At 43.3% G+C, this 20,755-nt stretch carries 13 protein-coding genes, 4 tRNA genes and 2 pseudogenes; 9 read left to right on the forward strand and 10 right to left on the reverse strand.

Translation table 11 applies throughout. From position 1 onward, the window contains the following. Positions 1-225 precede the first annotated feature (225 nt). From AAHH42_RS02835 to AAHH42_RS02860, 6 genes are all read left to right on the forward strand, one after another. Positions 226-990: a Rha family transcriptional regulator gene (locus AAHH42_RS02835; RefSeq protein WP_342221649.1), complete on the forward strand. Its 765-nt coding sequence runs from the start codon at positions 226-228 to the stop codon at positions 988-990. A gap of 160 nt (positions 991-1,150) precedes the next feature. Beyond that, the gene (locus AAHH42_RS02840) at positions 1,151-1,417 is read left to right on the forward strand and encodes a transcriptional regulator (protein ID WP_342221025.1); all 267 of its coding nucleotides are present in this window, start codon (positions 1,151-1,153) and stop codon (positions 1,415-1,417) included. A 153-nt stretch (positions 1,418-1,570) separates the two neighbouring features. Then, positions 1,571-2,257 (forward strand): helix-turn-helix transcriptional regulator, encoded by a 687-nt coding sequence (locus AAHH42_RS02845; protein WP_342221650.1) that lies wholly within the window; start codon positions 1,571-1,573, stop codon positions 2,255-2,257. A gap of 11 nt (positions 2,258-2,268) precedes the next feature. Then, positions 2,269-2,412: a hypothetical protein gene (locus tag AAHH42_RS02850; protein WP_162859961.1), complete on the forward strand. Its 144-nt coding sequence runs from the start codon at positions 2,269-2,271 to the stop codon at positions 2,410-2,412. Between the two features lie 354 nt (positions 2,413-2,766). Then, positions 2,767-3,000, forward strand: coding sequence for a DUF4224 domain-containing protein (locus AAHH42_RS02855; protein WP_119797152.1), 234 nt, complete (start codon positions 2,767-2,769; stop codon positions 2,998-3,000). Continuing rightward, a complete protein-coding gene (locus AAHH42_RS02860) occupies positions 3,000-4,010 on the forward strand; it encodes a tyrosine-type recombinase/integrase (protein ID WP_119797153.1) in 1,011 nt (336 codons plus the stop codon). The genes AAHH42_RS02855 and AAHH42_RS02860 overlap by 1 nt, the downstream gene beginning before the upstream one ends. Positions 4,011-4,113: 103 nt before the next feature. On the opposite strand, the gene AAHH42_RS02865 is transcribed toward AAHH42_RS02860, so the two are convergent. From AAHH42_RS02865 to AAHH42_RS02875, 3 genes are all read right to left on the reverse strand, one after another. After that, positions 4,114-4,200: transfer RNA gene (locus AAHH42_RS02865), tRNA-Leu, on the reverse strand. Positions 4,201-4,210: 10 nt separating this feature from the next. Beyond that, positions 4,211-4,284, reverse strand: a tRNA-Cys gene (locus AAHH42_RS02870). Between the two features lie 74 nt (positions 4,285-4,358). After that, positions 4,359-4,431: transfer RNA gene (locus AAHH42_RS02875), tRNA-Gly, on the reverse strand. Positions 4,432-5,070: 639 nt separating this feature from the next. On the opposite strand from AAHH42_RS02875, the gene AAHH42_RS02880 reads away from it, so the two are divergent. Beyond that, positions 5,071-5,937 (forward strand): hypothetical protein, encoded by an 867-nt coding sequence (locus tag AAHH42_RS02880; protein WP_342221651.1) that lies wholly within the window; start codon positions 5,071-5,073, stop codon positions 5,935-5,937. Between the two features lie 354 nt (positions 5,938-6,291). On the opposite strand, the gene AAHH42_RS02885 is transcribed toward AAHH42_RS02880, so the two are convergent. The 5 genes and pseudogenes from AAHH42_RS02885 to folD form a co-directional block, all read right to left on the reverse strand. After that, positions 6,292-6,528 carry a hypothetical protein gene (locus AAHH42_RS02885; protein WP_072551067.1) on the reverse strand — a complete coding sequence of 79 codons (237 nt, stop codon included), beginning with the start codon at positions 6,526-6,528 and terminating at the stop codon, positions 6,292-6,294. Between the two features lie 393 nt (positions 6,529-6,921). Continuing rightward, the gene (gene ubiI / locus AAHH42_RS02890) at positions 6,922-8,130 is read right to left on the reverse strand and encodes an FAD-dependent 2-octaprenylphenol hydroxylase (RefSeq protein WP_342221652.1); all 1,209 of its coding nucleotides are present in this window, start codon (positions 8,128-8,130) and stop codon (positions 6,922-6,924) included. Between the two features lie 3 nt (positions 8,131-8,133). After that, on the reverse strand, positions 8,134-9,312 hold the full coding sequence (gene ubiH / locus AAHH42_RS02895) for a 2-octaprenyl-6-methoxyphenyl hydroxylase (RefSeq protein WP_072551069.1): 1,179 nt from the start codon (positions 9,310-9,312) through the stop codon (positions 8,134-8,136). A 3-nt stretch (positions 9,313-9,315) separates the two neighbouring features. Beyond that, positions 9,316-10,629, reverse strand: coding sequence for a Xaa-Pro aminopeptidase (pepP, locus tag AAHH42_RS02900; protein ID WP_072551073.1), 1,314 nt, complete (start codon positions 10,627-10,629; stop codon positions 9,316-9,318). A gap of 99 nt (positions 10,630-10,728) precedes the next feature. Beyond that, a pseudogene (gene folD, locus AAHH42_RS02905) lies at positions 10,729-11,514 on the reverse strand (bifunctional methylenetetrahydrofolate dehydrogenase/methenyltetrahydrofolate cyclohydrolase FolD); the annotation flags it as partial. 214 nt (positions 11,515-11,728) lie between these two features. Here folD and AAHH42_RS02910 point away from each other — a divergent pair. Then, positions 11,729-11,805, forward strand: a tRNA-Arg gene (locus AAHH42_RS02910). A 484-nt stretch (positions 11,806-12,289) separates the two neighbouring features. On the opposite strand, the gene AAHH42_RS02915 is transcribed toward AAHH42_RS02910, so the two are convergent. Then, on the reverse strand, positions 12,290-19,072 hold the full coding sequence (locus tag AAHH42_RS02915; protein ID WP_342221653.1) for a TcdA/TcdB catalytic glycosyltransferase domain-containing protein: 6,783 nt from the start codon (positions 19,070-19,072) through the stop codon (positions 12,290-12,292). Between the two features lie 234 nt (positions 19,073-19,306). On the opposite strand from AAHH42_RS02915, the gene AAHH42_RS02920 reads away from it, so the two are divergent. Further along, positions 19,307-19,708: a helix-turn-helix domain-containing protein gene (locus AAHH42_RS02920; RefSeq protein ID WP_119797079.1), complete on the forward strand. Its 402-nt coding sequence runs from the start codon at positions 19,307-19,309 to the stop codon at positions 19,706-19,708. Between the two features lie 849 nt (positions 19,709-20,557). Here the strand turns inward: AAHH42_RS02920 and AAHH42_RS02925 are convergent. Beyond that, positions 20,558-20,746: pseudogene (locus tag AAHH42_RS02925) on the reverse strand (IS701 family transposase); the annotation flags it as partial. Positions 20,747-20,755 lie beyond the last annotated feature (9 nt).

Below are 20,755 nucleotides of genomic sequence, written 5' to 3' on the forward strand. Positions count from 1 at the left end.
ATAATATTTACTGGTCAAGTAAATCATGTTACATGGCCCCTGCTATAAATTCACCTTTAGCCTGCCGTCTTTGTGACTGTTTCAAAGATGGGATGGTATTAGTTAATTTTGTTAATAGAAGCAAAGCCCAACCTCACGCTGACACAACATCAAAGCTTAATTAATCTTCTGCTCCGGTAACGTACCGGAGGTCATTAATCGCAATTCACTTGCAAGGAATTCTGCATGTCAAATGTCATCACTATCTATCAACAGGTAAAAATATCTAGCCGTGAAATTGCTCGACTAACAGGCAAACAGCATAAAGACGTACTTTATGACTGTAGAAAAATGTTTGAAGTGCTCACTATTCAATCGGCGGACTTTTCCGCCGATTATAAAGACACCAGTGGTCGCACCTATCAGGAATATTTGCTTGACCAAGATTTAACCATGACATTGGTCATGGGTTACAGTATTCCACTTCGCCATAAAGTCGCCACACGCTGGCGGGAGCTGGAAGAGAAAGCAACACGGCCTGTCTGCATATTACCTAATTTCGAAGACCCCCCTGTTGCGGCTATGGCATGGGCAGAGCAGTTTCGCGAAAAAACCAGGTTAGCCTTAGTGAACAAAGAACAGGAAGCGGAATTAAAGGAGTTGAAGAACCTGTTTAAGGAAGGAATAACGACCACTCAATTTTGCAAAATGCTCAACGGTATTAATACACAACAGATTAATCACTGTTTGGCAGAAAGAAATTGGCTCTATAACGAAAGTAAATCCCATACCCGCTGGCGTGCAACCTCTTATGCGCGTGACCGATATTTGACGGAACATCAACATAAAATCAGCATTCATAGCGGTGATGACTTTATCAAGTACCAACCCGTTTTACTGCGCAAAGGGGCAATCCGATTATTTGACCTCTACCGCAAAAATAAGTTGCCAATGAAAACCCATTGGGACGGGCACTTCACCCACGAAAAAGAACTTAGCATCGCATCATAAACCCACGGAGTCACTCACCATGAAAACATAAATAGCTACAACAAGTTGCAAATAGCGACGGTGACGCAATCACCGTTTACATCACTTAACCCTAGCGCTAACAGCGGTGGCGTGAACCACCCCTGTCAGCTAACCACCATAACCTCTCTCGGAGGCTACAATGGCTAACATCGATATTACCCAATTTCCTGAATTACGGGAAGTGTTTCCTGAATTAACACCGGTGCAATTTGAAACGGCGATGCTTTTCGCGTTAGGCGTGTCACAAAAAGACATCGCCTTATTACGTTCTGTGTCCTATCCCGCAGTGAAACAGACGTTGGCAAGTGCAAAACTCAAATTTGAACCGTATTCGCTGCATGGTCTGTTTACCGTATTTCATGTCCGCCTTGCGCTTTTTGCTTTGAAGGGATGTAGAAAGCGATAGCGTCTAGCATGATAAAAATAGAAAAGAGAGTCTCTCTCGTGGAGACTATTCCATTTTATTTTTCTAATTAGACTTTCACACTGACTAAGTAATTTACCCTCATCCTAGATGGGCGTCATCCACGATGAAAGGGACTGAATAGGGTTAGGACAGATGATGAAAAAAATAACAAAGGTATCACGTTCATTACCTCTGACATCTATGATGGAAAATAGTCAAGATGTTTGGGGAATAAAAGACTGTGACTCACGTTTTATTTATACCAATCGTGCTTTTCTTGACTTTTTAAATTTGCCACAAGGATTTGATGTGATAGGGCGGCGTGATGATGAACTTCCTACGTGTATTTTAGAATTTACTTTAATCATTCAAAAACTGGAAAGAGAGGTTATAAAAAGCGGGCAAAAAATCACCCTCATTAAAACGCATTTCTTTGGTCGTGAACAGAAACTGCAACCTTATTTATACGAAACCTTTCCGTTGCATAATAAAAGAAACAAGTGCATCGGCACAGTTTTTTATGGCAGAAAACTGGCTATTATTTCACTGTCCCACTACGTAGATAAGCTAACTGCCACGCTATTATTGGACCCTCCCTCGACTCTATTTACGCAATCTGAACTGAGGATAATCTTTTATTTATTACGCACGATGAGTGCCAAGGAAATAGGTAAAAAATTGGCACGCTCCCATCGCACAATAGAAAACAGAATTCGTATTCTATACCAAAAAGCGAAAGTGCATTCATTGCGAGACTTTAAACATTTTTGTCATCAAACCGGCTTTGACCGCACTGTTCCCCAAGCGTTTATACGCCCCGGGATACAGTTTATTGAGTAGGAGATTTTCTCATGAGCAACAGACAGAGCAGAGCGAAAAAACGAGAGTTAAAAGATAAGGCCTTGGAAGCGAAAAGAAATGAAAAGAAAAATTGGCTTACCCGATTAAGAAGTTGGTTCAATAAGAAAAAAAAGCCTAAACATCGATTGCCTTAATATTTCCTTCTCCGTTATTCATATAAAAATTTTATTGTTCAATAACTCTATCTTGGCAGAAATATTTTGCCAAGATTTTTTTCCTTAAATAAAAGTGGAGGCCAGCTGGATCCGGCACATTCCCGGAGGCTAATCGGATCACCCACCCAAGGTACGATTACAAATCTCCAGAAATACTATCAATGCTGAAGCAACAAAAACGTTTATAGAAACCTGCATAAAGAAAAAAATAGGCGTGATGGGAAAATACAATCAAATGATCAAACTTACCCAATTACTCCACCCTAACTGAAATTCTAATATCACTTCACGCTACAAAACCAACTCACTCATAACAAGACTAAGGAAATAACGATGTTTCAACATGATGCCAATGAGATAATCAGCATTGAAGATTTAATACAGTTGACAGGCTATAAAATCCCCTCAAAACAGTGTGAATCATTACATTCAGCGGGAATATTTTTTATCACCCGCCGAGATGGGCGTCCACAGACGACATGGGGACACTTCCAAAATCCACTCAGTTTCCGTCATCTAAACCCTATCAAAGAAACAGCTGCACCTAACTTTGGGGCACTGAACTGATGGGAAGAAAACGGAGCAAGCCAGCAGATAACTGGATGCCTCCTCGGACTTACAGAGGGCGTTCAGCCTATGAGTTTAAACCCAAGTTGGGTGGTACCCTGAGACTGTGTGATTTGACAGCAACGCCTTCACAAGTATGGGCGGCTTATGAAGCGTTATTAAATCATAAGCAAGACGAAAGTATTTTCTCCGGCCTGGTTGAGCAATTTTTTAATTCGGGTGATTTTGTTGAATTAGCAGGGGAAACACAGAAGGATTACCGAAAATATGCACAAAACGCGCTGGCCGTTTTCGGTAAGATGTCTGCTGATAAGATTAAACCTGAGCACATTAGGAAATATATGGACCACCGTGGGGTGAAAAGTCGGATACAGGCGAATCGCGAGAAGGCGTTTATCTCTCGTGTATTCCGCTGGGGTTATGAGAGAGGAAAAGTCAAAATGAATCCTTGCCAAGGTGTCAAGCAGTTCAAAGAAATAGCGAGAACCCGGTATATCACGCATAAAGAATATGACGCGTTATATCATGTTTCACCTTGGGTGGTTCAAATTGCTATGGAGCTGGCTTATTTATGTTGTGCGAGGCAATCAGACATTCTTGCTTTAAGAAAAGAGCACGTTCTTGAAGAAGGTATATTGCTGCAACAAAGTAAAACAGGTGTCGCACAAATAAAAGGTTGGACTGAGCGACTAAGAGCCGTGATTAATCAAGCAAAGTCACTTCCACTCAATACGGGAATGAGCAGCATTTTTGTTATTCACCAGGTTTCAGGTGCGCGGTATACGCGGGATGGATTTAACAGCCGGTGGCTAAAGGCCAAGCAAGAGGCAAAAATGAAATACCCTGAACTGGCATTTGACTTCACTTTTCACGATTTAAAAGCGAAGGGAATTTCCGATCTCGAAGGCACATTGTATGAAAAACAGACTATTTCAGGTCATAAGAATGTGGCACAAACCGCTCGCTACGACAGGAAAATTAACGTAGTTCCGGTGGTAGGAGGTCAATAATATTCTGAAGCGATATTCTGAAAACCGTGCAGCTGATTAAAAAATGTACTTCTCATCATCAATTTGTTTAAAGACAACTATTTGATTTAAAACTTAAAACCAGTGGTGCCCAGGGCGGGACTTGAACCCGCACGGCCTTAAGGCCGAGGGATTTTAAATCCCTTGTGTCTACCGATTCCACCACCCGGGCTAAACAATTTTGGAGGCGCGTTCCGGAGTCGAACCGGACTAGGCGGATTTGCAGTCCGCTACATAACCGCTTTGTTAACGCGCCTAACTTCTTAGATCCTTTACTTCTGACTTTTTTTATAATTTGAAGTCAACAAATTTTTTTATCTGTAGATTTTGAGCGGGAAACGAGACTCGAACTCGCGACCCCGACCTTGGCAAGGTCGTGCTCTACCAACTGAGCTATTCCCGCAATTCTATTTCCGCCGTGCTATACCGTCTTTCAATGCGGTGCATTCTACTTGCCTGACACACTGAGTCAATAAAATTATCAAATAAAGCATCCGTTCGCTGTTTTTTACGGCGCTATGATCGAGGCCCTACTAGATAATATCGTCATGAAATCTTGAGTCGTAGAGCAATGCATCGTATTTGTACAGCAGCCAAAAACGAAGTGGTATTCTTTGCATATAGCTATGAAATTTAACTTTAATTACAATATAAAAAATAATTCAAATGAGTTAAAGATGAGTTATTCAGTTGATTTTCGGCAAAAAATATTGATTATTCGAGAGCAATAAGGGTTGAGTATAAAAGAAACGGCGAAGCGTTTTCATATTGAGTGGCGTTGGTTATCAACGCTACTTTAACCTGTCCGGTTTTTGCTACTTTATGTGATGAGAACCCATGTTAAGTTGCCTGGGTGGGTTACATGGGTAGTAACACGGAGTCATGGTGTAGTTGCATGTGAACCGTCATGGACGGAACTGACACCATCATCTATATTTTAATACAGCATTCTCTTTTAGTAAGCTGTGGTGATTCACTTACGGTTGATTGTTTCCCATTCTGCGGGGAAAAAAATTTCCCTTATAAAAAAGAGGGATAAAAAATGGGTCGTCATTGTTCGATTTCCACCCCAATTTTTTCTTCAACTTCCGTGCAATCGGTAACTGTCTGTAATAATACAGAAAGCAGTCATGCCTATTTTCATGAAAAATGGGATGAATGGGCACAAACAGTCACACCCGGTGCCAGAAAATTTCTTGGTGTAGTCATCAATAAATTGAAAGAATGTCTGAGAGTAAACGCGGTGGAATTGGATTTATCCGGTTGCGACCTAACCCACCTACCAGAGAAATTACCTCCCCTCGTACAAGTACTGAAGGTTGCCGGTAACTGGCTGACCCACCTACCAGAGAAATTACCGCCCTCGTTAAGAGAGCTGGATGTCAGTTATAACCAACTCATCTCTTTGCCGGAAAATTTACCGCCTTCACTGAAGGTCCTTTGTGTTACCGCAAACTGCCTAACCAAACTGCCGAAGAATTTACCCCCCTTGCTACAGGAGCTGTATATTAACCACAATCAGCTGGATGACTTATCGGAAAATTTACCGGGCTCACTAGAGGTGCTCAATGTTGCTGCGAACTGCCTAAGCCATTTACCGATAACCTTGCCCATGAAACTCACTGTCCTCGACCTCAGTTACAATGAATTTACCGAATTACCAGCGGCTATCTGCACGTTATCTTGTATTAGTTACATTGATATATCTAGCAATAATATATCCCGGAAGCAAATCGATGATATTTTTCAGGGAAGTCATTCTTTTAGCCGCTCGCATGCAAAGATAACATTTATCATAGAACATGAGTTACCAAGCAGTAATCCCGTGGGTCCATTGGAGAATGCGGTAAAAGACTATTTTTGGCCGAATCAAATAAGTGATGCGAGAGCGTTCAAGAAAAACAATTAGGTTCTCCTTGTCTCAATAGTGGAAGCTATGTGTGATACATCACAGAAACTGCCCATCAATGTCAACTCTACTGTAGAGTAACCGTATTTTTTGCTATCTCAAGCAAACACATGTTAAGTTGTGCTAGCCGGTCGGCCATGTCGGGTGCTTTATCGTTTGTGCTGACTGTTGGATTTCTACTCTATATGGATGGTTTCACGCAGTTGTTCCGAGGTGAACCATTCCCCCTTTGTCGCTGAAAAATACGTCGGTTAGCACGGATTTTGCCCAGCACCTGCACGTGACGATGATAGGGTTGTTGCTGTAACCAGTCAGAATAAGTAACTTCAGCATCTATATTAGAAATCAAGAGAATTAAGCAAGATTTTCAACCCAAGGCGATTTTCGTTTATAAACGCTACTCATTATAGCGACCAATTTATGCATAACGGCAACAATATTCTTAAGGTTTTGCGCTCCCCCCTGAATCCAAAACACATAAAGAGCCATTAATTTATGCAACATTATTGTTTTATTGATAAAAATAATTTTTTCAATAAGAAAACTAGCATCATTCAAGTCAAATGAGTATATCTTTTTCATCAACTTCAAATGCAAAAACCCCGACGGTGAAGGTCAGGGTTTTGTGGTCACTCATCGATTTCTCGACGACAGGAGATAAACGAAGGTTTCTTGACCCTGCCTCTCTTTCCTTTGCGTGGCAATGCACGTTTTTGATAATAAGAGGTAATTGCTTTCCGTGATAAACCTTGTATGTATAGCTGACTCCATATAAATTGAAGTATAATATTGCGATGACATATCCAGTAAAATTTGGCCAACAAGCTTTGGCTATTAAAGAAAAACTCACTTTCGCTCAAACCGCTACACATTTTGGCGGGGTATTGCTACACGCATGCAAAAAATACCGCCTCTTTTCTCGCTGCTGTACAAATGTGATGCCTTGCTCTATGGCTCAAAATTTCATGACGGCACTATCTAGGATCACAGCCAATCAGGGATATCATCTAAGCCCATAGCTCGACGCAGCAACTTTAGTTTCACACCGGGCAGCTTGTCTGTCAGGCTTAGCCCGATGTCTCGCAACCATTTTTGTAGTGGATTATTACCTGCAAACAATTCGCGGAATCCTTGCATATTGGCTAGCATGAGTGCAGCACTGTGCTTACGGCGGCGTTCATAGCGGCGCAGACAAAGATGTTGACCGATATCTTTACCTCGACGGTACAAACGATTAAGTTCAAAGATTAACTCCACCACATCCATAAAACCTAGATTAACCCCCTGTCCAGCCAGCGGATGTATACCATGAGCAGCATCGCCCACCAGCACTAAACGGTGAGCGGCAAAACTACGTGCGTAATGACCTATCAACGGAAAAGTCTGTCTTTCGCTTTCTAGCTGGCACCTACCTAAACGCATATCAAATGTTGTCGCCAGCTCACGGTTAAATTGCTCTATGGGTAACTGCGATAACTGAGTGGCACGCTGAGGCGGCAGTGACCAAACAATAGAACCGAGATGGGGATCGCAAAACGGTAAAAATGCCAAAATACCATCACCGTGGAACACCTGAAGTGCTTTAATCTGATGAGGTTCTTCACTACGGATAGTAGCGACCAGCGCGTCATGACGGTAATGCCAAAATGTTTTTGGTATATCCGCATATTGGCGCAGCCATGAATTGGCTCCATCGGCACCCACCATCAAGCGAGCGCTGAGTAGACGACCATCGCTCAGTGTAATAAAAGCCTCGTTTTCTCCCCAAGCTACTTGCTTCAACTTGGCAGGTACCAGTAGGGTGATATGAGCTAACTGACTAGCACGCTGCCACAATGCTTGCAAAATCACCCGATTTTCTATGATATGTCCCAGATGGCTGAAACCGTACTCGTTGGCGTGGAAAGCGATTTTGCCGAAACTATCTTTATCCCAGATTTCCATCCCACCATAAGGGCTGGCACGTAATGCCAAAATATTATCCCAAACACCAATATGTTGTAACAAACGTTCACTTGCCGTATTAATAGCAGATACCCGCAAAGCAGGTGCATCAGGTAAAGGGAAGCCCAGCTTATTTTCAGTTGGGTTTGGTTCCAATAACGCAACTCGTAAACCGCTGCCTTGTAATCCACAGGCTAGAGCCAAACCGACCATACCGCCACCGCTGATAACCACGTCAAATGATTGCATACATTAACCTTGACTCCAACCTAAAGCACGCCGGACAAACGCATCCCGCATTGTCGGCATCTGTTCCATGACCATCAAACCAAGATTACGCCCAATAACCAAAGGGCAGTAATCATTGGCAAACAAGTGGATTAACCCATCAGTGACACCTATGGTTGCTTGCTGATCTTTTTGACGTCGCGATTCGTATTGGCTCAGGATCTGATAGGCTCCAAGATCAGCACTGTGCCGTGCCGCCTCTGCTAAGGTTTCAGCCAACGATATCACATCCCGTAGAGCGAGATTAAATCCTTGCCCAGCAATGGGATGCAGGGTTTGTGCTGCATTACCCACTAACGCCAGACGATGGCTGATATGGCGCGATGCGGTAAGCAAATGTAACGGGTAGCTATGTCGCTTACCGACTTGTAGAATTTTACCTAAGCGCCAGCCGAAAGCCTGCTGTAACTCCGATAAAAAACGTGCATCATGCCACCTGTCCACTTGCTCACGATCTTGCAGTGCATGGCACCAAACCAGCGAGCAGCGTTGCTGTGACATCGGCAGTAATGCCAGTGGACCAGAACGGGTAAAACGCTCAAAAGCACGTCCGGCGGGATCTTCCGCTGTTGTGATATTGGCAATAACCGCAATTTGTTGATAATCCTGTTGTTGCCAATGAATGTGACAACCACCCGCCAACTGCGAGTAAGAACCATCAGCGGCGACCAACAATTTTCCTGTTAATTGCTGCCCATTATCTAAGGTAACACTCGCTGTTTCCTGTGTCCTAACAACATTGACGACTTTCGCTGGACAATACAAATTGACACCCTGTGCTTGTTCCAGTAACGCAAATAGGCGTTTGCCTACATCGTGCAACTCAACCACATTACCTAGCGTAGGGACAAAGTAATCTTTAGCCCGTAAATTAACGGAGCCAAGATGACCACGGTCACTGACCTGAATCCGAGAGATTGCTGTTGCACAATCAGCCAGTGCTGACCAGATCCCTAGACGGGTTAATTGTTGGCACGTGCCTTGTGCCAACGCAATCGCACGCGCATCAAAGCCTGGATGTTGCATAGCATTCGGTGACAAAGCTTCCACCAATGATATTGGAATTTTGCCACCAGTTAGCGATGAAATTGCCAATGCAAGGGTGGCACCTGCCATACCTGCGCCAACGATAATAATACTCATCGATTAATTTTTTGCCGCCATTAACGCTTCAATAGCACCTGTTTCTTTTACCACGCTGGCCGTCAGGTTTTCATTACCATTTTCAGTGATCAAAATATCGTCTTCAATACGAATACCGATGCCACGGTATTCTGCTGGAACCTGAGCATTAGGAGCAATATACAAACCAGGTTCTACCGTCAGTAACATACCGACTTCCAAGATCCGATTTTTTTCTGGAGAACAGTAATTACCCACATCATGAACATCCATCCCCAACCAATGGCTTAAACCATGCATAAAAAATGATCGGTGAGCCTGCTTTGCCAGCAATTCTTCAGCATTCCCTTGCAAAATACCCAGATCTAGCAACCGGTTGATCATAAGTTTTATCACTTCTTGGTTTACATCGTGGATACTGATGCCCGGTCTGAACAATTGTAATGCTTTATTAATTGATGCTAACACTATGTCATAAATTGCCCGTTGCGGTGGACTAAATTTACCGTTAACCGGAAACGTACGGGTGATATCAGCAGCATACCCCTGATATTCACAACCGGCGTCAATCAACACCAGATCACCATCACGCAACTTAGATTTATTTTCGGTGTAATGCAAAATACAACCGTTATCGCCGCTACCAACGATGGTGCCATAAGCAGGGTAACGGGCACCATGCCGGGTAAATTCATGATGAATTTCACCTTCAAGCTGATATTCGAACAGCCCTGGGCGGCAAATTTTCATCGCCCGAGTATGGGCACCGGCACTGATCTCGCAGGCACGACGCATTACGGCAATTTCTTCTGACGACTTAAATAAGCGCATTTCATGCAACCACGGACGCCAATCGGTTAATGTTGCAGGCGCACGTAAATTTTTACTCAAGCCAAGACGTAATCGCTCTAATGTAGTAGACAGGATGTGATCAGCATAAGCGTATTGACCTTGCGCGTGATAAACCACGTCCACCCCATTGAGCAATAAATAGAGTTGTTCACTGATTTCATCAAATGGTAACGCCCGATCAATACCCAATTGCTCCAGTGCTGCCGTTTGTCCTAAACGTCGTCCAGACCAAATCTCGGCAATGGGATCCTGTTTTCGGTTAAACAATACACTTTCGGTGTCAATTTCACTCTTTTTCACCAAAACCAATACCGCTTCTGGTTCATTAAAACCGGTTAAATAACGGAAATTGCTGTCTTGGCGATAAGGATATTCACAGTCTGCATTACGTGTTACCTGTGGCGCGGAAAAAATAACAGCCACACTGCTGATCGGCATCTTTGCCAACAATGTCTTACGGCGCTGCTGATATTTTTGTTGAATTATCACCTCTCCTTGAATTTTATCTTGTTGATACGGTAACTCACTGTTTTCACAAGCTTGTAAGGTATTTTGCATTAAAGTGGCAACCGTCATCGGTCCAACGCCGCCTGGCACAGGGGTGATCCAACCTGCTCGCTGCTCTGCACTATCAAATTCAACATCACCGACTGTCTTGTCATTTTCGAGACGGTTGATCCCGACATCAATCACGACGGCCCCAGGTTTAATCCACTCGCCCGGAATAAAATTGGGTTTCCCAACAGCGACAACTAATAAATCAGCATTTTCAACATGTTGACGTAGATTAATCGTGAATCTATGAGTGATGGTAGTGGTACAACCGGCAAGCAAAAGTTCCAAACTCATGGGCCGGCCGACAATATTCGAAGCACCGACCACCACGGCATTCAGACCTTGAATCTTAATTCCACTTTTTTCTAACAAAGTAATGATGCCACGAGGTGTGCAGGGGCGTAATGTAGGCGCACGTTGACACAGACGACCAACATTGTACGGATGGAAACCATCAACATCTTTATTGGGATGAATGCGTTCCAGGACTTTAACATTATCAATTCCAGCAGGCAGAGGTAGCTGAACTAAAATACCATCAACTTGGTCATCCTGATTCAATTTATCAATCAAGGATAATAATTCAGTTTCAGTGGTTATTTCAGGTAAATGATGAGGAAAAGAAACAAAACCGACTTCTTTACAAGCTCTATTCTTACTGCCAACATAAATTTGCGACGCTGGATTTGTACCAACCAATACCACTGCCAGACCAGGAGCGCGTTTGCCTTTAGCTACACGCTCTTTTACCGCTACAGTGACCTCATTTTTTACTTCTTGAGCAATAACTTTACCGTCAATAATTTTTGCTGACATCGTTCGAGGAGTCCATCAATTAAAAAAAGCGGGAATAGACTATTTTGTCAGAAGCTGGCTACGCTGTCAGGTTTAGAATAGCAATTAATTTACGATAAAATGTACAGACGATAAATCATGAGGTAAAAAGCCATTGACTCGATAGTGGCTGCCCGTATAATTCCAATCCGCAGTTGACTGTTAGAGTTTATTTTAGTTGTCGTCAATATCACGAGCGCCCTTAGCTCAGTTGGATAGAGCAACGGCCTTCTAAGCCGTAGGTCACAGGTTCGAATCCTGTAGGGCGCACCAGTTTTTTCAATATCTTAACCAGATTTTATTAATTTTACAGGTGTTCTAATGGGTGTTGTTTCTGTTTCTGGATCCTCCCATGTTCGATTCTGTATTAATACCAACAAAATCCCCATCCGATAATTTCACTTCCATGCTGGTGCCCAAGGCACGAGTAGATTGTGCGTACGATCTTTAAACAGGTAACTGCCAATTCTGGTTTGGATAGCGTAAGACAGCATCCGAATAGATTGACGATAAAATTATAGGGTGAACGATGACGAGCTTGCTCTAATTTGACACGTATTTCTAATGCGAGTCACTTATCTTATTCTTTATCATTAACTGTTTTACAACACTTAGACTATATTGTAGTGACTCCTGATGAAAAACAAGGAGCAGTGTGTATTCATGGGGTAGATTTAGTTAATCACGCGTTATGACCCGTCATTCACTGAATTTTTAGTGTGGCGAGTGCAGCAACGCGCGTTTTGAGTTGCTCCCCTTATGTATTCAATGATAGACCAACGATTGACACCGGAAGGAAAATATCCGTCTCTTCAGTAGACTGATCGCTCTCTGCCGTCGTATTGCTGGTGTGGTATGAGGCCAGCACGTTGGCTGTAATCTGACCTTCGTCAAAACTGAGCTGTAATCTGGAGTAAGCACTGTTTTCCTGCGGATCGAAAACCGCTTTGATGGTTACCATCTTATCGACTTTTTCTGTATCCGTTTTATCGGCAATGAGTAGCCGCAGATCCATACCCATGCGTAGGATAACCACATGTCTTCGTGAGCATCGACAGCGGCAGTGCAGTGATCCCGCCCCACGATGAAGCAATTGTATCTCTTTGTAAGAGAACGACTGGAGATCAACCGTGCACTCCCTATCGTTTTTTTGCTCCGAGGTGGTCATTATCAATAATTTCTCTACGTTATCAATATTGAGATTCGGCTTCTTTTGCCCGCTTTCGCTCGAAAAAGAGGTGCCTTGCTGTGCTTGTAATTCACCGACATAAGCCGTCAAAGATAATAACCAATGGCTATCACCACTGTGCCATGTTTTGCTGATGCGTTGTAAACAGAGTTGCTCATCGACTGAGAGATAATAACCTTGCCCCTGTTTCATACTGATCAGGACACCCTGATGACAATCTGTTATGTTGGTTATCTGCGTATTTATCAAGCCAAAATCAGTTAACTCAATCTCCCGCGCTCCAGACTGACCTTTTTGTAGGTAAAGTTTATAAAACTGCTGCTGATTATCGGGTTCTGTCACGCTCCAAAAATAATGGTGCTGATCTTCACTGTCTCCTTTGACGATACCGGCCAAAGTGGTCAGGTAGCGCGTATCATACAGGATAGCGCTATCAATTTTTGCATCTATCCTGCCAGTCACGCCATGTAAACTCTCAGGCAGTGGCCATATCAGCCGGTTACCGATGGAGACTGTTGTATTGGTCTGTGGAAGACCCAATTTAACGATACTACTGTGACCGGGGTGCAATGAAGAGAAACGTGCTCCAGCAGAAGAGTTGACGGTTTTTTCCTTCATGAAGCGATGCAGGTCCTCAAGGCTATCACTGTGACTTAACGTCGTCATCAGGTTTCTGGGAAGGTCTCGGGCTTCTAGCAGTGTCATACTTCCTTCAGCAGAAGAGGTATCAATCATGCAGATCAGATGGATCTGTTGGCTAACATAACCACTGCTCATCTCCCCTGTATGGTAGGTATATCTGTGCTGAAACAAGATACCTTTGGCAAACACCTGTGTTTGTGTGATCTCTGATAGAGCAGCAGGTGGGCGACCCACCATACTGGTGGTGTGATTGACAACCGGTAGATGAATGGCAGGCAGATATAATTTACACAGCTTTTTAGTACGGTTGTTCGACATCCAAAAGACGTTTTCATAGGTGCTGGACTCGATAACGGTCGGAGGGACAGGCCGGATCAGCTGACCCCGACTGCCTGCTCGCTCTCGAGACCGCTCAAGGGTCAGAGTAATATCACCGCGATACCACGCAAAATTCTCATTGTGAAAAATCAACTCAACATGACTGCGTGCAATTTCACTGTTGAAAGGTGTATCGTCGTGGTTGGCAGTATAGAGTAAAGTGGAACGCTCCTGCCTCATGGGATAAAAACAACCTACAATCTTTTCAGCGTTGCCTTGGTTATCATGGTGTAAGTAATCATCAAGATGAATATAATTAACGGCATGGTTATTAAGCCTATTCTGTTGTTGAAGATAGTGTGGCAACGCCGTTTTTACCCGTTCACCATAGGTTGCGGGATGGCTGAGGTCAACGTTCAAATCAGCCACATTGACGCGGTAAAAAATACTTTGCTGATTATCCAGTTTTTTTATCGTACCCTGAGGTAAACGCACGCTAATTTGGGTCTTTTCACTATTTCCAAGAGTAATGGTGGTGATAACTTCAGTACTATATTCCCCCTCGGTCTTCAGTATACGACGCACAAATTTCAGTGTACGACTCCTCCCTGCACCTGCATTATTTTTCATTTCAATCGCGTCAATATGGCTAGCATCAATGATCCAGTCTACCTGTTTGTTAGCACAAATAATCGTCATATTCGCCTGTGCTCTATTTAGCACTAGGACCGCCGTCGCTGGCCCCTGTTCAGGCGCACGTAGCCAATAATGTAAATCTTTCGCGTATACCGGCTGATTGATGAACGAATGTACCGGTTGTGTTGGGTCAATCCCCGGTGCAATCAGATGATATTGATTATTGCCTAATAAAATTTCTACGTTGGTCAACAGATAGTTCAAGCGGAGTTCGCTCGGCATCAAATAGTAAATACCTCTATCAACCGGATCAGTGTGGGGGAGCAACGGCAATTTTTCTGGCTTCTGCTTTTCTAAAATTCGGCACTCTGAGAGAGTGTTTATCTTGGCTCGTGGCTGATTGGGTAAAATCAAGGTTGTTATGTCAGCCACGTTATTGTTTTTAGCGCAGGTAGTAACGGTTTTATGTGTGTCGCGCAACCGATATAAATTGAGATAAGGCTGGTCACTGAATATTTCTTTGTTGTTGCGCAGTTGTTGCCCCTCTTCGTTAAAGATGACAGAAATATAATCTGGGTTCCTTAGGTCTAACTGTTTGACTACCACGCCCTGACAGGGCACGAATACGCCTCGCTGTAAGGTAAAACCACCTTTTCCCCAACCGGTAAACATATTTTTAAAATAATCGATAATAAACCGGACCTTTTCAGCCTCATTGAGTGAATCAACGACAGTTTGTTGTATAAAAAAGCCCGCCACTGCCAACGCAATACCGACGATAAACAGCCCTGTGACCAGTAGCGCCAAGCCAAGCAAGCCGGCAATGACACTCCCGATAAAGAGTGACAGACCTGCAGCCGAGAAACTCAACTGTGTGATTGCAAGGGTACGTTGCCCTTCGCTTTCAGCCTTGCTTAGTTCGATGGTACTGAGAACCACGTCGGCAATGCCTAACCCTAGCCCTACGGGTAAGGCAATGAGTTGAAACAGACGAGAAAAGGCGGTAAAACCGGTTTTGTTTAATACAACATTGCTTAATACAGTACTGCCTGATGCAGGGGCGCTTAATGTCGTACTGTTTAACCCCATCTTCTTCAATGCGGTAAAAGCCGCACGATTCTGTAAGATCTGACGTCGTAGAAAAGCGTTTTGCAACGAAGCCAGACTGCTAACGCTATCACTGGTGGCATTAAAACCGACCTGTGTCATAGCAACATAGGTATGTACCTGTAAAATGTTGGCCAGCGGTGTATCGCTGGGGAGGGTCACACCATTGCGTAACCAATGCTGGATTGCCATGATCGCAAACACCGTATTCACACCCATGCCGATAATCTCTGTTTTGCTAAAGAATTTATTCTGTATGAGACGCGCATTGCTTGTCAGGTGGTAGTAATCAGCGAGGATTTCTTGTTGTTGATCCAAAAAAACCTTCATTTTGGCAAATTCGTCGCTGGAAGTAAGGAGCTCTTTCTCTTGAATGCCATCATTATGCAAATAGGGAACCACATACTTGCCATACCCTTTATCATGTCTGGTCGCTGAAAGTAACGGCGACCATTGCTCGGCCGGCAAATGGTTTTCAGCCAGTAAGGCTTGATTGGCCTGACTGAGTGACTCACTGAGCATGATCGGGTCGCCAAATAAAGTACGAAAAGCAGGCTTGTTGCTTAAAGCACGTAATCGGGTGAGGTAATCCTTATCAGCATACTTTCTGCGCAATTTACTGACACCGACAGTCGCTGCCTCTGATTTTTTGATGATCACGGAACGATAATATAACGGGGTATCACTTCTCCCCCCACTTAGATGGAGAAGATTACCTTCGATTATTTCAAGCGCCCGTTGTATTTTGCTTTGATGGACTGACAGCTCATCTTCAAGTTTCAGGACTTCTCGGGTCGTGTTAAGCAATAACTCCTCAACCGAACCTAAGTCAATGCCACGAACTGCCCCTTTTTTGCGTATATCACGATCAATAATACCGGCACTCTGTGGATCACTTAAATCGAGACAAAACAGATCAAACTCATCGTGCAAATAACGTTCTTTCAAACGCATAAAAGCTTCTTCTGGATCAGGAAACAGTTCTTCCATACAGAAAGTTAATTCTGTCGTGCCAGAAGACAGATCCAGTGCAGCCAACCAGGAGAGATAATCATCATGATCTTTGGTGAGTTGTAACGCTTTCTGCCAGGCAGACATGGCACGTTCACTGCCATTGACAATAATCCCCTGGCCTTCACACATCCCTGCTACCAATGCCATACAATCCGGCGCCATCAATACCTGCCCTTTCTTCATGTTATCCATCAGCCTCAGCACGGTTTTTTCATCTACCTTGCCACTGAGTCTGACTTTCTGCCCGTCGGGAACCTTAATCATATAATCGACACCAAATCGACCGCTGTAAGAGCTATGTATCTTTCTGGTACGTGCCGCAATATCTTTTGTCTCCAGAATACGCTCACTGACTATTTTTCCATCATCCTGCTGCGTAAAAATCAGTTTTTTGCTACTCTCTTTGACGAGTGTCCACTGGATATACCATTGATTTTGTGGTGCATTCTGGTTAAGCGGTACACCTGTCCATTTACGACCCAAAACATCGACAGTGACTAAATTATCACGGGCACTGATACTATTTACCTTGATTTTCTTGGCAGAAAAAGTGCGATAAAGACGCTCGACAAAGCCTTCTGATGGCTGCTCTACAGTCAGTTGTTGCACGGGCCTGTTAGCCTCTATAGGCGTCGATTCGGTAAGATTACACGCCACCAGGCTCACCCGATCAACGGCAATAAATGCGCCAGAGGTATCTTTAGCTAATAAATTGGCGTCAACCAGTAATTGCACGATTTTTTCTTCACCCATCGTTCTCATAAAGCTACCGTGACCGATCAGGATGATGCGTGTTTTACCGTTGAATGCAAAATTCGGTTTGGCATTCACTTTTACCAAGCGCTGATGTTGCTGCGTATAACAGTAATGGGCAGTGCGATCGCCATTTTTGTTGTAGAGAAAACGCGCCATTTGGTTAACCGAGGCATCGTCCTGCAACTGTATAATGTATTGACTATCGTAGTTGCTTTTATGGTGAGACACATAGTGAGGCGATTTCATTCCTGGTTCACGCAAACGTGACCGGTGGGCTTCTTCGGTCAAGAAAAAAGCACGCTTAAAAGGAAAGAAAATTTTTCTCGACAATGATCTTTTGCTATCTGATGCAATATCCTGATTATGTAACAAGGAAGAATAAGCATGATGGTAGGTGGAAACGCCTGCAACCTGGTCTGTACCCGGGATACTTGCTGTGATGGCACCTTCTGAACGGTAACAAAACAGCGTATCAGCATGGATCAGCAGCCCTTTGGCTTTGAGTTCTGTGGTCATCGTGTTGAGGGTTTCTTGCGGGATCGGGTAATCAAGCTCGCCAACATGATGTTTGTCCATTACCTCATGTATTTGCTGCAAATTGGTTAATAGTTCGTTGATGAAAAAGCTATCTTTCTTCGCTACTACTGCCTTGTTATTCCCATTGGCGTAACTGTACTGAAAAAGTGGATCGACAGTTAGCTTGTTCAGTGGCAAAAAGGGTGAATCTCCTCGATCCAGAACGAGTTGCACCCACTTCCTGATACGTCGTATCTCATGAGGGCTTCTGTCCTGCAGCGGATCAAGATACCCCCCGTGATTTTCACTGGCAATAACCGCAGCACGCCCAGGCATTTTACCGCGTTCGGTCAACTCATCTAAAATAACGCGCATAATGACTTCATGATTACGCGTATCTGTTGTACCGGCGGAATCGAATTTAGTCACTAAAGAAAATAGCCACTTATTAAACGTGGGTAGCACATCGGTATCAAGGTAGAGGCCACCATGTTCCTGCAAAAGCATGAGACGACTGATATCGGTTGCAGCAAGCAGGTTACCCCTTGAAGCGAGTTCTCTGATATAAAGCAAATAATGAGGTTGATCACGCATCGAGTAAAAATCAATCAGATTAATGTTTTTCCTATCACGATGAGGTATGCTCTTTTTCAGTTTTTCAACACTGATATGAAAACTTTCCGCGTTGGCTCGGCGAATTTTTTCCAACTCACCGGGTTTTGCTAACCCGTTATCTTCCAAAAAGAAGCTTACTGCTTGATCAAAAGAAAATTTTTGATTGCCTTTCTTACTGGAATCAATCAGTGACATCTTTGCCACAATGCTCTTATAAGCCCGGCTTTGCCACTCCATCAAGTGGGTTTTGAAGGCCTCATTACTTCTATATTCTGCATTCAACGAATGTTTAATCGCCACTTCCTGTAGGCGCTCGGCGAGCTCCCCCGCTAACAGGGTGCCCGAATCCATCCAAATATTTATCTTGTAATTACTGGCGTTTTGCTGTGCCCAAAGATTAATGTAGTCAAGCTGCACCGCCTCCAGTTTGACTAAAGACATAAAATGCATTTCTTCCGGCACAGGTACTGAAATAGTGGCAATACGTCTTGTGATGGAACGCACGAGATTACGTTGATAAAAGTTAGAGTATTTAGATTTTTCAAGCAAATAGAGAAGACCGCTCAACTTTTCCATTTCTTTTTTTGGGTTTTCCATTCTTGGAACAGGTTTGGTAAAGCGTTCAGCACTGCTAGCGAGATAGTCTACAAGGGCCGTAACCAGCTTTTCTTCAGTAGTCGTTTTTAGCAGGCTGTGATTTTGGATGAAAAATAGACTTATTTTTGTGGCGAGATCTGACTCGGTCATCTTAATTTGCCTTTTTTATTAGAAGTTCCAGTAAAATCGTCGCATAAACTGGGAAAAGTAAACACCGTACTTCTCTTATCTGCTGAGACTGAGTGTGGTAACATCCTCTTAATTCAAGGGACGTTAAGTGCTCGGTAGCGATAATCAGCAACCTGGGGATGCGACAAATTTAAGTTTAACTAAATAATGACAATTAGAGAAACTTAAGTCAAGGGAGTTTAAGATAACCTGATTATGGAAAGTTCTGGTCAACGAATTAAAAGCAGACGCCTAAAACTGAAATTAACTCAAAAAGAGTTAGCGAAAAGGGTAGGCGTAGCGCATGTTACGATTTCACAATGGGAACGTGGCGACACCTCTCCACGCGGCGATCGCTTATTTTCTCTCGCGGAAGCGCTCGATTGTGAGGCTTCCTGGGTGTTACGAGGCGATTCCTCTTTAGCAGAGACGCCGACAGCAGAAGTAACCAGGGAGAAAGAACAACTCACTTCCAAAGAAACAATATTGCTTGATTTATTTTCTGGCCTTCCAGAAAGCGAACAAGAACAATTAATCAAAACGCTTGAAGAGAAAAAAGAACATTATGCCAGGTTATTAACTGAACTGTTAAATGCCAGAGATAGAAAAAAGGCTTAAAATACAAGTTATTATTTGGCACGAAGAATTTCGTATAAGTTTTGAAAACCTATTCAAAATCGTCGTGATAAAGCCGCCGTTTTGTCGCTGCTGTACAAATACGATGCCTTGCTCTACGGCTCAAAATTTCATGACGATACTATATGAGGCGTTTATCTCAGAAATCAATTTGATGAAATTCTTCCCTGACCCACTCACTCCCATAACCCGTTACTGTTTTCATGTTCGTGTTTCCTGATGTACCTCGCTCCTTTACTATTGACTCTACCAATCATCCAATTCCACCTGAATCATTTTTCATTTTTACGCCATTCATCGGCAGTACAGATTTGCCTGAATTCTTGGCATCCAGCGAGCGCTTTAAAAATCTTATCAAAAGATATTGTTTGTATGTCAAAAACAGAGCGGTAGAGCAAAGAGGAAATAAACGCTTATGGAAGATATGTTAAATAAATATTTTTAATTTTTTGGGTCATTGCTGGTGGAGTTTGCGTGAGTTTCAAGGTAACACCTTTATTAAATGGCATACAATAAAATTGGCATGATTTATGCATATATTATTGTCATAAATTTTGGCATAAATTTTGCTTATAAATGATAAAATTTAATCACCGATAAGTAAAAGATACAGCAATAGAGCATAAAAAATATGATCAAAACCCAGATTAACCAAATCAAGATCAGTAAGATGACTGTCGCTGATCTACGCAAAAACCCCCGGATCCCGTATGGGTAAACAGGATTCATGGCTGGGCTTACACTAAAACACTCAAACCCGTCTTGGGGTCATTTCGGCCGAAGAGCAGGAAAATGCCCGCGAGCAAGCCAGAACACGAGTTTCGCACGAATCTAACCTGGTGCAGCCAATAGTACTCTGATGTGTGTAGTAATAGCGTTTTTAATGACAGCCCAATTTTGTTGGTAAAGGGTTATTTTTTCGGACAGACGGCGTTTATGTTGTTCAAACCAGGCAGCCATGGCTAGAAAAATATGATTTCTTTGCGCCCGGCCCGTGCGGGCCTGACAGCGTTCTATACCCAAGTGAAA

Source organism: Candidatus Fukatsuia endosymbiont of Tuberolachnus salignus (genome assembly GCF_964030845.1).
Classification (GTDB): Bacteria; Pseudomonadota; Gammaproteobacteria; order Enterobacterales; family Enterobacteriaceae; genus Fukatsuia; species Fukatsuia symbiotica.

What these genes read in the sequence shown, in the direction of transcription:
- AAHH42_RS02840 (WP_342221025.1), top strand. Translation starts at nt 1,151, where the DNA reads ATGGCTAACATCGATATTACCCAATTTCCTGAATTACGGGAAGTGTTT.
- ubiI (WP_342221652.1), bottom strand. Translation starts at nt 8,130, where the DNA reads ATGCAATCATTTGACGTGGTTATCAGCGGTGGCGGTATGGTCGGTTTG.
- AAHH42_RS02915 (WP_342221653.1), bottom strand. Translation starts at nt 19,072, where the DNA reads ATGACCGAGTCAGATCTCGCCACAAAAATAAGTCTATTTTTCATCCAA.
- ubiH (WP_072551069.1), bottom strand. Translation starts at nt 9,312, where the DNA reads ATGAGTATTATTATCGTTGGCGCAGGTATGGCAGGTGCCACCCTTGCA.
- AAHH42_RS02855 (WP_119797152.1), top strand. Translation starts at nt 2,767, where the DNA reads ATGTTTCAACATGATGCCAATGAGATAATCAGCATTGAAGATTTAATA.
- AAHH42_RS02845 (WP_342221650.1), top strand. Translation starts at nt 1,571, where the DNA reads ATGATGAAAAAAATAACAAAGGTATCACGTTCATTACCTCTGACATCT.
- AAHH42_RS02835 (WP_342221649.1), top strand. Translation starts at nt 226, where the DNA reads ATGTCAAATGTCATCACTATCTATCAACAGGTAAAAATATCTAGCCGT.
- AAHH42_RS02880 (WP_342221651.1), top strand. Translation starts at nt 5,071, where the DNA reads ATGGGTCGTCATTGTTCGATTTCCACCCCAATTTTTTCTTCAACTTCC.
- AAHH42_RS02850 (WP_162859961.1), top strand. Translation starts at nt 2,269, where the DNA reads ATGAGCAACAGACAGAGCAGAGCGAAAAAACGAGAGTTAAAAGATAAG.
- AAHH42_RS02860 (WP_119797153.1), top strand. Translation starts at nt 3,000, where the DNA reads ATGGGAAGAAAACGGAGCAAGCCAGCAGATAACTGGATGCCTCCTCGG.
- AAHH42_RS02920 (WP_119797079.1), top strand. Translation starts at nt 19,307, where the DNA reads ATGGAAAGTTCTGGTCAACGAATTAAAAGCAGACGCCTAAAACTGAAA.